7 protein-coding genes are annotated in these 14,450 nt (G+C 43.3%); 5 read left to right on the forward strand and 2 right to left on the reverse strand.

Going from position 1 to position 14,450, the window contains the following annotated elements; all coding sequences use genetic code 11:
- Positions 1–21 precede the first annotated feature (21 nt).
- The gene (locus tag QE390_RS12495) at positions 22–5,022 is read right to left on the reverse strand and encodes a C25 family cysteine peptidase (protein ID WP_307142374.1); all 5,001 of its coding nucleotides are present in this window, start codon (positions 5,020–5,022) and stop codon (positions 22–24) included.
- A 685-nt stretch (positions 5,023–5,707) separates the two neighbouring features.
- Entirely contained in the window at positions 5,708–6,790 is a 1,083-nt protein-coding gene (locus QE390_RS12500; RefSeq protein WP_307142375.1) for a hypothetical protein, read from the reverse strand.
- A gap of 516 nt (positions 6,791–7,306) precedes the next feature.
- On the opposite strand from QE390_RS12500, the gene QE390_RS12505 reads away from it, so the two are divergent.
- The 5 genes from QE390_RS12505 to QE390_RS12525 all read left to right on the forward strand — a co-directional run bounded on the left by QE390_RS12505 (position 7,307) and on the right by QE390_RS12525 (position 14,411).
- The gene (locus QE390_RS12505) at positions 7,307–7,648 is read left to right on the forward strand and encodes a PadR family transcriptional regulator (RefSeq protein ID WP_106636286.1); all 342 of its coding nucleotides are present in this window, start codon (positions 7,307–7,309) and stop codon (positions 7,646–7,648) included.
- An 80-nt stretch (positions 7,649–7,728) separates the two neighbouring features.
- On the forward strand, positions 7,729–10,272 hold the full coding sequence (locus tag QE390_RS12510; RefSeq protein ID WP_307142376.1) for a PspC domain-containing protein: 2,544 nt from the start codon (positions 7,729–7,731) through the stop codon (positions 10,270–10,272).
- Between the two features lie 149 nt (positions 10,273–10,421).
- Positions 10,422–11,909, forward strand: coding sequence for an NAD(P)H-hydrate dehydratase (locus QE390_RS12515; RefSeq protein WP_106636288.1), 1,488 nt, complete (start codon positions 10,422–10,424; stop codon positions 11,907–11,909).
- A 138-nt stretch (positions 11,910–12,047) separates the two neighbouring features.
- Positions 12,048–12,560, forward strand: a complete 513-nt coding sequence (locus QE390_RS12520) for a DUF4136 domain-containing protein (RefSeq protein WP_307142377.1) — start codon at positions 12,048–12,050, stop codon at positions 12,558–12,560.
- A 447-nt stretch (positions 12,561–13,007) separates the two neighbouring features.
- Complete coding sequence (locus QE390_RS12525) at positions 13,008–14,411, forward strand: BamA/TamA family outer membrane protein (protein WP_307142378.1); 1,404 nt, start codon at positions 13,008–13,010, stop codon at positions 14,409–14,411.
- The last annotated feature ends 39 nt before the right edge of the window (positions 14,412–14,450 follow it).

Below are 14,450 nucleotides of genomic sequence, written 5' to 3' on the forward strand. Positions count from 1 at the left end.
CACTCTCCGGTTTTTTTATGATTAGCGGACGATAATCACCCGGCCTGACGTCTTCGTATGAGGATCAAGGAAGGGGTAACTCTGCCCTTGTTCCTGAATCTTTAATTTATAAATGTACGTCCCAATCGGTAGGCGACTGCCCCGCTGGTCGGTGCCATCCCAGTAATAATCGTTTTGTCCGATCTGGAGCTTCTGATTTTCATTGGAAATGATCCGTAGCAATTGTCCCTGAAGGTTATAAATCTCAATGGCCATCGCATCGGGAACGCTCGTTCCGGCCAGGTTTAGACTGAAGCGGGTATAATACGTCAGCGGATTCGGACTTACCACCAATTGCTGAATTCCTGTTTCGTTTTTAACGACAAACGTGATGTTATACGGGGTTGAACCGGCCAGGTTACCCGTTGCATCCGAACCATTCACCTGGAAATAATACGTGCCTTCGGGTAAATTCTTAGGCTGATAGGTAGCCCGGAAATCATTTTCGGATACCATTTGCCAGCTAACGTTGGGATTTTGAAACGAAATCCGTTGCAGGGCAGTGGTGTCAGGGAAGCGACGTTGCAGATACATGTCAATACCTGAAGTATCCTTTCTGAGGACGTATTTATTTTCGTCTTTTAACCGAATGGCAATGGTTGGATTTGCCGAAACGAAAGACCCATTCGGAATGGTTTTTCCATCAAAGGTAACTTCCAGAATCGGAGCCGAGCGGTCGGGCTGGACGTGGGCGATCAGGGTAATCAGGTTATTCGTATAGCTTACTTCCGGTAAAACTTGTGGGTTCACGGTTACGGCAATGCGGTTTTCTCCAGTGGCCAGATTAGCATAGGCAATGCTAAGCGGAATAGTCTTGGCCGAATTGACTTTATACTGTCTGGTCTGGTTCAGGCCGGAAGTGGCATTCGTAACTACTTCCGTGACTGTCAGCGAATCAGCAAATAGCTGCGTACTGGCCAGGTCAAAGCTCAGGTTTTGCGTGTAGGGGGCTCCTTCCGTAAGGTAAGTTGTTGTATTGGGTACATACGCCGACTGCCCCTTCAAGTGGAGGGCTCCTTCGGGTACTTCCTGATACGATACTAACCACCGATTGAGCTGCGGGGCCGTTGGGCCGCTGATCTTTTCACGCAGTCGCAGGTAAGGATATTTTTTAGCATCAACACCATTTTTAATATCGGTCAGACTAGAAGTCAGGTTGGCGTAAAGCAGCGTTTCATTTCCCTGGTTATCCACGCCATACACGTCTAACGATGATTTCTGCTGAGCATTCCGGGTTACCTGCTGACGAATAGCACCCCATTGATTAGTCGGGCCAATGAGGGCCGAACTCAGCGTCGCTGCCGTTGCCGTTCCGGTGAAACTCCAGCGGTTATTCTGAAGCACGGCGAAATCCGTAAGTACGTTATCAAACTGGGTTGCATTACTTTGAGACCAGCCGCCCGTGCTGCCTTTAATGTAGGTAAACGAAGCAGTGGACCATTGATTATTACTGCTCAAAGCCTGATCAGCACTCCGAACCCGCCAGAAATAAACCGTGCTGTCAGTAGCTAATAAAGACACCTTCCAGCCTTCGGTATTGCTAATGGGTAAAGTCGTCGTCTTCTTGAACGAGCTTGTAAAAGCTGCGGAAGTGTCCAGTTCGAATATAATCTGAGGCGTACCGCTGATAGTAGTGGCTGGTGTGTATTCGGCTACGAGTCGAGCGGTAGGCGTGTTATTTTCCTGAGTACCTACAATGGCAAAGTCATGAGGTAACAAAGGCCGGGCCAGCGAGCCGGGAAGGACTACATTCAGACTGGCTTTATTGTTCTGTTTTGAAATTTCGTCGAGTTGATTGTTCGCGTCAATAACTACATCGAAACGGGTGTTACCACCCGCATGGGCCTGGTTATTAACCGTAAAATAAACCGTATCCTGATAGGCAATAGGGGCGTATTGCTTTGTTCCCAGATCAATTTCACGACCATTGGAAAGTGTTCTTTTCAGGCTTACCGAAAAAGGTTTCTTTACATTTTTACCCAGATTGCTAATGACAATACCTACCCGGAAAGAGTCGGCTGGGGTGGTTAGTGCTTTCTTGTCCAGGCCCTGAACAAAAAGCGTTTGGGACTTGATGGCATAATCCAGCTTGGAAGCCGGATACAAAACGATAGCTGGGTCTCCCTGAAGGGTAAATTGTTCGGCGTGAGCAACGTGGTAAAAATCGCTATTGTTTGCCAGAAAGCGTTTCACGGCCTGTTGCTGAATGTAGCCGAAAGGTTTGGCAAACGTGGTGCTGTCTGAGAACAAACCATTGTAAATCTGGTCCGCATATTCTTTCAGAACAAAAGGATAACCAATGTCAGTTAACGCTAAAAATAGAATCGCTCCTTTATTAGGGGTGTTTACCCAGTCTGTCCCAAAGGTTTTAGAATTCTGGAAGTAAAAGTTACCAGAGGCACAACCATTCATAAAGATAAGTGGATATTTCCCGTTATTACGATACCCTAACTGCTCATTTGAGGCCATGCCAATCTCAATGTCCGAAACCGTTGGGCTGGAATGTCCGAAGAAAGTAATCATCGATAAACCACTATTAACCTGTTCCTGAATGTTCAAAAACTCAACAGGTTCATCGGTTTTCTTGCCCATTAATTCTACCCGGGTGCCTAAGAGCTTATTCTGTGCGGTTTGCTGTAACTGATTTAAGTTGTTTCGAAAAGAAAGCAATTCATACGAACTACGTCCGCCGCTCAAGTGTAAAATGTTTTTTTGCCACAAGTCGGTCATGGGTTTGGACTCATGCTCCTTGACTTTAGCCAGATAGTCTAAAACGGTTTGTGGACTATTGGTTTGAAGTCTTCCAATGGGGATAGCGGGCTCGTAAATTCCTTTTCCATTTAATCCCATAGTCATGGTAATATCGGAGCCAGGCCAGCCTGAACTAGGAACCATGTCAATCTGATTCCGATTAGGATTAAATCTTAACCCTTGCGGATCGGTAGATTGGCCGATTAGGAAAACAGACTGGGGATTTCCTTTTCTGAGCATAAAATCCAGAAAACGCCGAATGGCCAGCGGACTCGTTTCTCCGTAATTGAACTGATCGTATAACTGAAAAATGGAAACCGTTAAGGTATCGTATTTTCCACCCGCTTCGGAGGCTCTGTAACGAGCATACGCCTGAACCGCATCTGACTCACCACCCGCAGGTTTTTGTAAAGCCGGATGCGTAATGATTAAATAGTTGTGTGATTTGGGATTGATGTTTCGGAAAGAGGTCCGTGAAATAAGAGGTACAGATTTAAACTCCCGCGTAATCAGAACTTTTCGGGCCGCTTGAGTTCCTCTGACAATAACCTGAAAATCAGTATCTGATGGTAAGCCGCCAATTCGGCGAACTTCATTTTTATCCGTAATATCGTAGGCAAGGAGCGAAGCATTATTACTGCCGGGAATTGAAAGATAAGAGCGGCCGGCTGATTGAGGAATCAACTGGAATGTCTTAGAACCCAAGCCATTCATGCGAGTGAGCTGCGGATAGGTTACTCGGGCGTAGGTAGCTGAGTACGCATCCCGAGAGCCGTTGTTAATCCCTTTGGAAACCGTTTTTAAGACTAACGTCTGGTTACTGATGTCTGAAAACTCAAGTGGGAAACTGAATTTTTTTGTATAGTAATAGTCAAAAAGACCTTCTCCGAGCGTTCGGGAAGTGGAGCCTGCTGAAAAAACAAGTCGGTGATTATCAGGTAATCGCCCCGTCATCAGCCATTCTACTCGGGGTTTTGTTGCCGCAGAGGTAGCCAGATCGGTAATGGTAAAGTTTTCCTGCCATTCTTCGTTTATAGACCTTACGGGACCTGTCCAGCCTTCTCCGTAATCATAATGGCTGAAAAGCATGGCTCCTGCCAGCGTTCCTACGGGGCGGGCAAAACCAACGGGATAGTCAGACGTATAAAGTTTCAGAATCTCTTCCAGATGATATGCTTCGGGAGTTAAAGAGGAATAATCCGTATCCCGGTACGAATCCATTCGTTTCCCGGCTTTTCCAGTGGTAGAGTAGGTTAGAAAATAAGCCGTCGAATCGGAATAAAGACTAAAGTAAGGATGAGGCTGAGCACTATTGGGAATGTATAATAATGAGTCGGGAGCTCCATCATTTCCTTCGGCATAAAACTCGATATAGTCGGAGGCATCGAGTTTTCGGTCTTGTTCGCCTTCTACAAAAATCGACTGTTCTTTTCCTCGCCAGTACAACTGGATCATGCGGGGATCAATGCCCGTATTGAATCCGGCCTTCTGTAATTCAGCAGAGGTAATTCGATACACTCCTTTTTGAGCAATTGGAATCCTGAAATAGGATTGCTCATAATTGATCCATTCATTCCCGAAAGTCTGAGCCGATGCCAGAAACGGGGAAAACAGGCCGATTAGGATGAATAGTAAATAAATCTTCTGGGTGGGGATGGATAGTTTTTCCAAAGGCTTTAATGGATTGAATTTTTTAGGTAAAAGGGCACAAATGGATGATAGGGCAAATATAAAAAATATATAGCGTTGAACTTTTCTCCAGTAGATAGGTAAAGCTGCAAAATGCCCGAGAACGAAGAGAAGCAGAAAAAAAGTGGAAGGAGCCATTAAGCGAATATCCAGAGGATCAAAAGGAGAAAATGCCCGTAGGATAATTAATGTAACGCCTAATACCAGAGCTACCACTAAGTACCAATAAGTAAGTTGAATGGAATGGGGATCGGCTTTTTCAGGAGTGGACACTCTAATTTTTAAAAGCTTATAGATGATATACCCCTGAATAAAAAAACCTAGTAAACCTATAAAATCAACAGAATAAAAGTTATCCCAGTCTCGAATAAGTAACAACTCATTCGCTAAAGAACTTAAAACCATTAATGTCCATTCAGGCCAGGGTTCAACGGCAATAAAACGAGTACCGCCCCAAATATGATTACTGAGTTTTTCACTAATAAAAAAATATCCGCCGAAACTTAAGATTAATAGTAACCATAAAATTAAGAACTGAAACATTAAGTTTTTTTTATTAGTAAAGTACGCAAGTAAAGCAGCTATAAAAATTAATCCTGCTGAAATACCTCCAATGTATTTGGTAAAGAACATACCAAATCCAGTTATGAAAATCCAAAAGAATAGACGGAAATTCATTTGGTTATGGAAGGCATGCCAGATTCCATGAGTAAAAGAAAGCGTAAAAGCGAATAATAAGGATTCTGACCAACTGAAAGCTAATACTTTAATGAAAGCAAGCAGCGATAAGGCCAGGATAGGAGCTTTGTCTGCCCAGGTTTTATTTAATTCATACAATACCCAAATAATGACGATCAGGTTGACAAGTTTTGAAGCCCATATACCATTTAGTCCGAGATATAACCCAATTAGAATGAATGATGGATAACCAAGAGGCCAAATGGAATTGTATACAATTTCACCACTTTCTAATACAATCGTTGGCCCCAACCCTGCTTTAAACCTCTCCGCAGTCTGGATGTAATAATGAGAGTCATTTACCAGACAATAATCACTAGACATTAGTATCCTTACTAGTGATAATGCCGTGACTAATATAAAAAGAAGCAAGAGCTTACGTTGACTGGTTAATAACATATTAGTTGCTTAAGGTTTAGAATATAAATAGGGGATTGTTAATAAAATAGGTATCCTAATACCATAAACTATTGTTGTACTTTGAAAATGGTTATAATTTATTAAACAAGGCTTCTATTTTAGATAAATTTTTAGGAAGCAGATTAGTAATAGTCGTTGTTAATAAAAACAAAGTAATCGGGATTTCTACTTTCTGCCAGAGATTAGAACGGACGGGATTAGAGAGCCAGTCTAGCCCCGCAATTAACCAAAGAAAGGTTGTTGGGGCCAAAAGACGATAGGATAGCATATCAAAGGCACTAAAGAAACGTAAATAAAAAATAATTGATAGATAGAGTAACCCAGCCAGGAATAGGAGCTTGGGCCTGGATAAGGTAAATGAAATACCTAGTAATTCTTTTCTATAAATTTTAATAATATAAACCATTAATGTAAGCTGAATGACTAATCCTATCCAGGCGAATGGGTCGGGTAAACTTACATCTCTTAACAAGATAAATTCATTGATTAGTCCTGGAATAATTAAGATAAGGACTTCCTTCCAGGGCTTAATTTCATCAATTCTATTGCCTCCCCAAACTAACTGACCTTTGTATTTATTAAGTAAAAAATATGCATAGTAGCCTACGAAAAGTAAAATTGAATTTAAGAAGGTCCATTTGGCTCTTTTAAAATTTCTTTTCCAAAGGTAGTAGACCGATAAAGTTCCTGTAAAGATTCCCATGAAAAGCCCAATGTATCTGATCAGGAAAGAAGCATAAGCTACTATGAAAAATTTTATTCGGTTAAATAAAAATACGTTGTTATCGTTTTTAAGGTAATCATGCAATGTATAAATACTAACAGTAAGAACAACAATGTAGGCAGTTTCAGACCACGAATAAGCAGCCATTTTACATAAATATCCTACGGGTAATGCAAAAACGAATGCTCTTCTAGGGTGTTTTTTATAGAAGAATAATATCATTAGTAATAAAAAGATGATATTGACTACTTTAGACGCCCATAAGACAGATATAGGAAGAATGGAATAAATGACTAATATGCAAGTTGAGTAACCGATAGGCCATAAAGAGTTCCAGATCGATTTGTATTGATAGCCATTTCCTTCTGCCATAGAAACAGCAGATTCTAAATACCCGTAAGAATCTGGAGTTCTTCCGTAGTCAGGCATAATAAAAACGGTTCCTATAACTAAAATTGTGTAAAATATACTCAGTAATAGTAGCTTATAGTTATTTATTAATTTTAGCATAAAAATCTTATTAAGTTAGGTGAAGTTAATTATGACTTAGTTAATGATTGCCTTTACAAAAATGTACTTTGAATACACCATGCGATGCTAGACTGCAATTCCTATGCTTGGTCTTGTCTAAGCTTGGCAACTTATCCTATACTATCTTTCCTCCTAAAAGCTATACTGTTCTGAATGCAAGATTAGTACCAATTCATGAGTATAACACGCTGAGTAACAGATAAGATAAAGTAAGGGAGGGGCATAACATCCCTTCAAAAATACTTCCCTGTTTTTGACATTTGATAGTAGCCTAAAAAAATATTTTACCAACTACCTTGCATTGCAAAGTACCTGCTATTACTTTTGTCTCAGAAACCGGATTAGGATTCTGGCTTTGATGAAATCCTTAGTACTGAGGTCATCGAACCCGAACCTGTTTAAACAATACGCGAAATGAACCTGGAAAATGCTCAAGTGCAAATGCGGAAGGGAATCCTTGAATTCTGCATTCTGCATATCATCTCGCGGGGAGAGGTTTATGCCTCAAACATGCTGGAGGAACTAACAGCGGCAAAAATCATGGTCGTTGAAGGGACGCTTTATCCACTGCTCACCCGACTGAAAAACTCAGGGCTGTTGGATTACAAGTGGGTAGAGTCCTCGTCGGGCCCCCCACGAAAATATTATATTCTGACGGATAGTGGCCGCGAATTCCTGGTACAACTTCAGACCACCTGGGAGGAGCTCCAAACGTCAGTAAATCAAATTGTTACAAACGAATCGAAGGGCGAATAGTGGAAGAGAATGCAGCGATAACCCCACTTCTCTTCTCGGATTCTACCATTCCATCATGCTAACATTCATTCGTTGAACCAATGAAAAAGACTATATCCATCACCATTGCAGGAGTTGTTTTCCACATTGAGGAAGACGGCTACGACCGTCTGCAAGGCTACCTGGAGTCCATTAAACGCTATTTTTCTGCGTACGAAGGCAGTGCCGAGATCATTGAAGATATCGAAGCCCGTATTGCGGAGAAATTTTATGACAAGGTCAAAAAAGAAGAAAAACAGGCCATTACCTCCGAAGACGTCGATCAGTTGATTCAGTCTATGGGAACCGTAGCCGACTTTGAGGCCATCGAAGAAGAAGAAGATTTTGGTGCTTCGAAATCAGCGTATACGCAGACCAGTGCAGAAAATCAGCAAACGTACGCCCACGCAGAGGCTGGTTCAACCTTTACGAGTGCACAGCAGGCGTTCCCACCAGCTCAGAAACGGCTGTATCGGGATACCAAGCGTAAAGTGTTAGGTGGCGTTTGTGCGGGCATCGCCCATTACCTTAACTTCGACCCGTTGTGGGTTCGGCTGGCAACTTTATTCCTGTTCATTGGACTGCCTATTTTTGGCGGATGGTCCCATACAGAAGACTTCTTTGGTCCGCTGAGTGGTATTGTCTTCATTATTTACATTGCCTGCTGGGTTTCATTTCCCGGGAATGCGAATCTGGAAGAAGACGAAAAATTGCGTAAACTCTACCGCGATCCCGAGCGAAAAGCTCTGGGCGGCGTTGCTGCCGGGGTAGCCGCGTATACAGGCTGGGATTTAGCAATCATTCGCTTTGTTTGGGTCATTAGCATACTGTTTTTCGGCACGGGTCTGATTCTGTATTTAGTCTTGTGGATCATTACTCCAACGGCAAAAACGCTGACAGATCGTATGAAAATGCAGGGCGAACCCATTACGCTGAATAACATCGAAACCAATATTAAGCGGACTCTGAATGTTGAGAATCAGACGGTTGAAAGTACGGTTACGAAAGTGCTATTGTTTCCCTTTCGGGCATTAGCTGCGATTTTCGAAGGTCTGGGACCATTCTTTCGTTTCCTGCTGGTATTAGCACGTATCGTCGTGGGACTTATTCTGCTGGGTTGCGGGATGGCCTGTGTGATTTGCCTGCTGATTGCCCTAGGTGCCGCCATTGGATTGTCAGGGTGGGAAGATGTCCCCATAACGGTAGGTATGCCCATTAAATTCATTCGGGATGCCTCCCCCTGGATGTTCGTGTTAACATTTCTGGCGGCGGTGGTGCCTGCTCTGGCGATGGGCCTGGCTGGTTTATCACTCTTAACGAAACAGAATTATTTTAAACCGCTGGTTTGGCAGACTTTACTGGGTTTATTTCTGGTTGGCTCCATCGGTTCAGGAATTATGATTCCACAATACATTTCTAATTTCGCCCGTCGGGGAGTCGTAGAGAAAACACGATTTATTGATGGGGACAAAACACCAGTTTTTGATATTGATGAACAGGTTGACGACGAGTTTGATGATTTGTACAGCTCACAGGTAACCTTAGAAGGGTACGAAGGCACGGAAATTAAGTTAGTAGAAGAATTTTCAAGCCGGGGTCGTACCACCAAAGAAGCCCGAGAGCGAGCAGCTCAGTTAAAGCATCAGATCACGCAGAAGGATTCTCTGGTAACCATTGCAAAAAATTTTGAGGCTCCTGATGACATTCCTTTCCGTAAACCTGAATTGAACATAAAGGTGTTCATTCCCTATGAGAAAGAATTCAGCATGACAGAGTCTTTTGCGAGATACGTAACGAATCGGTTCCCGAATGAGATGTTTAATGAGAATATGTTTGCCGGATCAATCTGGAAGTATACTCGCGACGGTGAATTGATCTGCCTGAATCGTTCGGTGCCTCAGGAGGAAGATACGTATATGAGTGATGATGACAGTGACCACTCTTACGAGTCGAGCATTGGCCGAGGTGTACCGCAGGAGTATAACCTGGAAGGCTTTACAAATCTGGACATTTCGGGCGGGTATGCTGTGGAAGTCAAACGCGGATCGGCTTTCAAGGTAACGGTCTACGCTGAGAATGAACGTAAGCTGGATGATGTAAGCGTGAAAGTTTCGGGTAATACACTGGTTATCAAACGCAAAAATATACTAGGGTTTAGCTTTAAAAGCAGCCGGGAGAGCATTCGCATCGAAATGCCAGCGTTGGAAGAGGTTGAGTTTGTGGGAGCAATATCAGCAACGGTGAAAGGTTTCGATCAGGTGAAAAAAATCGAACTGGCCGGAGCTTCCAAGTCTACTTTCTCTGGCTTGAATGCTGAACAAGTGGATGTAAATGTGCACGGAGCCGCCCGCCTGACTTTACTAGGATCAGCCCAGCAGTTGAAAGCCGATATTTCCGGAGCGTCACGTTTGGAGGCCTTTGCTCTTAAAGCCAATGATGTGCAAGTGGATGCGTCAGGAGCTTCCAAAGCTCACGTAACCGCGAATACGAATCTGAATGCTACGGCTTCAGGAGCTAGCCAGATTAACTACAAAGGCAACGCGAAAGTGGAAGAAAGCCATTCGGGTGGCAGTTCCATAAATCACGAAGAAGAAATGCAGGAATAATAAAAAGTAAAGTAACCGTCAAAAAGAAAAACCCTGCCAACGCTCCAAAAGCGAAGGCAGGGTTTTTTCGTTAGTATAGGTATTGATTTGAATAAAGTCTTGAGACCTGGGAACTCAAAGCCTAAACCCTAAACTCAAAACATTAACCTATGAAAATCTTCTCTGTCGATCAGATCCGCCGTTGGGATTCTTATACTATTGAACACGAGCCTATTACTTCCATTGATCTCATGGAACGAGCCGCTCTTGCTTTTACCGAATGGTTGCTCCGCACGGGTATGGTGGAAACGCATCATGACATTTCAATTGTTTGCGGACTGGGTAATAACGGTGGCGACGGTCTCGCTATCGCCCGATTACTGAAGCAGGCGGGGTATCTGCCTAAGGTATCTATCGTTAAACACACCGACCGAAGTTCTGAGGACTTTGAAGTCAATTTGGGCCGTTACGAACATTTGGATACGGTGCATTGGGTGAGCCAGAGCGACGAGTTACATTTCTCACCCAGTGGCGTAATCATTGATGCCTTAATGGGCTCAGGTCTGAGCCGCGGATTGACAGGTTTACTGGCAGAAGTAGTTCAGAAAATAAATAACAGCGGGGCAGAAATTATCTCAGTGGATATTGCCTCTGGTTTATTTGCCAATCAGGCCAATGCCGAAGAAGATGTCATTATTAAACCTACTTACACCGTAAGCTTTCAGGCCCCCAAACTGGCTTTTCTTCAGCCCAAAAATGTGCAGTACGTAGGCAAATGGCAAACGGTAGATATTGGTTTGCATGCGGTCTATGCAGAACAAACCCCTACCAACTGGTTCTTTACCAATGCTTTAGCCTTGCCTCAATTACCCGAACGGAGTGGGTTCGCAAATAAGGGAAACTTTGGTCATGCTTTATTGATTGCAGGAAGTTTAGGTAAAATCGGAGCCGCTGTACTAGCCTCCCGTTCCTGCCTGCGGAGTGGCGTGGGTCTGCTCACCGTTCAGGTACCTCGGTGCGGGTATGACATTATGCAAACCTCCGTACCGGAAGCGATGTGTATGGTTGATGAGGACAGGGAAGAAATAACAACTAGCCAGGATTGGTCGAAATATTCGGCCATTGGGATTGGTCCAGGTCTGGGGAAATCAGAGAAAACCAAAGCTTTTATGCGTCATTTTCTTTCCAAAACTCAGAAAATCCCCTGTGTAATTGATGCGGATGCTTTGAACATACTGTCAGAAGAGCGGGATTTATTGAATCTATTACCCGAAAAAACCGTCCTTACTCCTCATCCTAAAGAGTTTGAACGCTTACTCGGCAAGCCCTGGAAAAACGATTACGAAAAACTGGAGTTACTGCGGGAATTCTGCGAAAAACATCAGGTAACAGTAGTATTAAAAGGGCAGCATACCGTGGTAGCAACGCCTGATGGCCAGTTCCATTTTAATTCAACGGGCAATCCTGGCATGGCCACGGGTGGCACGGGTGACGTTCTGACTGGCGTTATTACCGCTTTGCTGGCTCAGCAACTAGAACCCAAGGAAGCTGCCATACTAGGCGTTTATCGCCACGGCGAAGCAGGGGACCGGGCAGCGGCAAAATACGGCTTTGTAGCTCTAAAGGCCGGAGATGTTGCCGAATCACTTCGCTGGTAATGTTCTGATCAATAGATAATTAGGCCTTTGTGATACTTTTTCAATATTAAATTTTACTTTCAATGTTATCAAATTGTTAATTTTTGATGAAATTATGGTTAAGTTCGAATATCAATCCGGGTTAACCTAAGTTTCGCGATGAAGACAATTTTCTATACAGCCTTATGCCTTTTTGCTTTAGCCTCTTGCACCACTAGCAAAGTTCGTGTAGAGACTACCCTCGATGAGCGGGTTTCATTAGCCTATAATCGGACCTATTCTATTCTGAAAAGTTCTGGACTACAGGGTTTTGATGAAGAAAATCAGCAGATCATTGTGGATGAAATCGAGCGACAAATGCGTGCTCGAGGATATACCTATCAGGAGGAAAAAGGAGATTTATCCGTACTCTTTTCGGTGTATTCAGACGCGTTCCGACTTAAACAAACGGACCCGGCTTACTCGGCCAGCAAATTGAAAAAAGGTACCTTATTAATTCACCTGGTAGACGAAACCCTGAACCGTTCGGTTTGGATGGGGTATGCTTCCGGGCTGTTTGAAAAAACGCAGGCAATACCTGAAAGTCAGGTTCGCTCGGCCACTCGTCGCATCATGGACCAATACCCCGCTTTGGCGTATGGATACGTGCCCATGAAAATGGCTCAACAGTAACATTTGTTTGAAGTTTGATTTTGTTTGAAAGTTTGAATAAAGCGAGCTGGGTTTTACCTGGCTCGCTTTTCGTTTTCGATCCTTATTAGGAATGGCATTTCGATTTGAATCGAAGACCAACAGGAGATTTTTAGTTAACTCATCTATAAACAAAAATTCGCCGAACCCAGAGGGTTCGGCGAATCCGTTATTGGTCTTTCTTCCCATTTGAAAACCATATTTTGAACGTTACTAATGTGCATGAATAGCAACGTGAATAGGCATTCCAATTTTCTGGTGCTTTTAGCTGTCCCAGAAATATCTTATGCAATAATACATACAATATTGAATCATACAAAGAAATATTTGAATTTTTTTGCGTAATTTTTTTCAGTGTTCGAATCAATTAAAGTGGTAAGGAGCTCGAACTGAGATTAATGGATACTTTTGAAGACTTGTTCGTCCCTTATGCTTGCTACTTTACTTAGTACACTTCTTCATTTTCAGTCAGTTAGCACTTCGTTACCTGATTCAAGTTATGTTATTGTTCAGGAAATCAAGTTTACGGGTAATCGCCGAACCAAAGAATTCATTATTAGAAGAGAGTTGGATTTTCGGGAAGGTGATACGTTAGCTACCGCGACCTTAACGGATCGGCTGGAGCGAAATCGGCGAAAAGTCTTTAATACCAATCTCTTCGTTACCGCTGAAACGAAAGTTAATGTTCACCAAAGCCCTGATTCTACCGCCCTTGCTCAGATTGAATTCGACTTACGCGAGCAATGGTATATTCTTGGTTTTCCGGTGTTTCAATTAGCGGATCGGAATTTCAATGAATGGTGGACGGAGCGAAACCGTGACTTAAGCCGAACGATTTACGGTGTTAACCTACGGCATTATAACGTTCGGGGTAGGGCAGAGCAACTGAAAATTAATCTTGAATTTGGCTTTGCTCAGTATTACGACCTGTCGTATTACATTCCTTATATTGATAAAAAGCAGAAAATTGGCGTGACGCTGGGCGTTTCTTACAACACCACAAAGAACTTACCTTATCGAACCAATCACGATAAGCTGGTGTATTTGCGAAGCGATGAACTATTAAGGGATCGTTTTTATACCAACATCATCTTCCGGCGTCGAAACCATTACTACGATTTTCAGACGCTGGAATTGCGTTATGCCTCAAACGTGGTTGCGGATACCATTGCGGCTTTAAATCCTAATTATTTTCTGGAAAGCCGAACGCGGCAAAAGTACTTTCTGGCTTCCTATGGCTATACCTATGATTTTCGGGACAAGGCCCAGTATCCGCTCAGAGGTTTTGTATTCGGAGCCTTACTCAATCGGTATGGGCTGTTACCGGGCGATGATATCAACCTGACGGATCTGACGGTAGGCTTTGCCCGGTATAAGCCGCTGGGTGGGAAATGGTATTACGGAGCCGTAGTCGAAGGAAAAACGTCCTATCCGCAGTTGCAACCTTACTTACAGACGAGAGGCTTGGGTTATCTCAGCGATCTGGTGAGGGGATACGAGTTATTTACCATAGATGGCCAGCATTATTTTTACCTGAAAAACACGTTTCGGTATCAGTTGCTCGATAAAAAGATTTTCCTGAAACCACTTCGAAAAATCCGGCAGTTTAATACCATTCCACTGGAAATTTACCCCAATGCCTTCATCGATGCGGGACAGTCCTGGAATCAGTACCGAGGGTATTATAACAGCCGTTTTGCGAATAAATTTCTTCTGGGTTATGGCGTAGGCGTCGATTTTGTAACCTGGTATAATGGCGTTCTCAGAATCCACTATGCCTTTACCAAAGATGGCGTAGGCGGTTTTCGATTTAACTTAGCCAGAGAGTTTTAGAAAACAAAACAGCCGGGTGGAAGCCCGGCTGTTTTGGTA

Origin of the sequence: Siphonobacter sp. SORGH_AS_1065, from assembly GCF_030818595.1 — a bacterium.
In the GTDB taxonomy this organism is placed as follows: Bacteria; Bacteroidota; Bacteroidia; order Cytophagales; family Spirosomataceae; genus Siphonobacter.

What these genes read in the sequence shown, in the direction of transcription:
- QE390_RS12505 (WP_106636286.1), top strand. Translation starts at nt 7,307, where the DNA reads ATGAACCTGGAAAATGCTCAAGTGCAAATGCGGAAGGGAATCCTTGAA.
- QE390_RS12520 (WP_307142377.1), top strand. Translation starts at nt 12,048, where the DNA reads ATGAAGACAATTTTCTATACAGCCTTATGCCTTTTTGCTTTAGCCTCT.
- QE390_RS12515 (WP_106636288.1), top strand. Translation starts at nt 10,422, where the DNA reads ATGAAAATCTTCTCTGTCGATCAGATCCGCCGTTGGGATTCTTATACT.
- QE390_RS12525 (WP_307142378.1), top strand. Translation starts at nt 13,008, where the DNA reads ATGCTTGCTACTTTACTTAGTACACTTCTTCATTTTCAGTCAGTTAGC.
- QE390_RS12510 (WP_307142376.1), top strand. Translation starts at nt 7,729, where the DNA reads ATGAAAAAGACTATATCCATCACCATTGCAGGAGTTGTTTTCCACATT.
- QE390_RS12495 (WP_307142374.1), bottom strand. Translation starts at nt 5,022, where the DNA reads ATGTTTCAGTTCTTAATTTTATGGTTACTATTAATCTTAAGTTTCGGC.
- QE390_RS12500 (WP_307142375.1), bottom strand. Translation starts at nt 6,790, where the DNA reads ATGCCTGACTACGGAAGAACTCCAGATTCTTACGGGTATTTAGAATCT.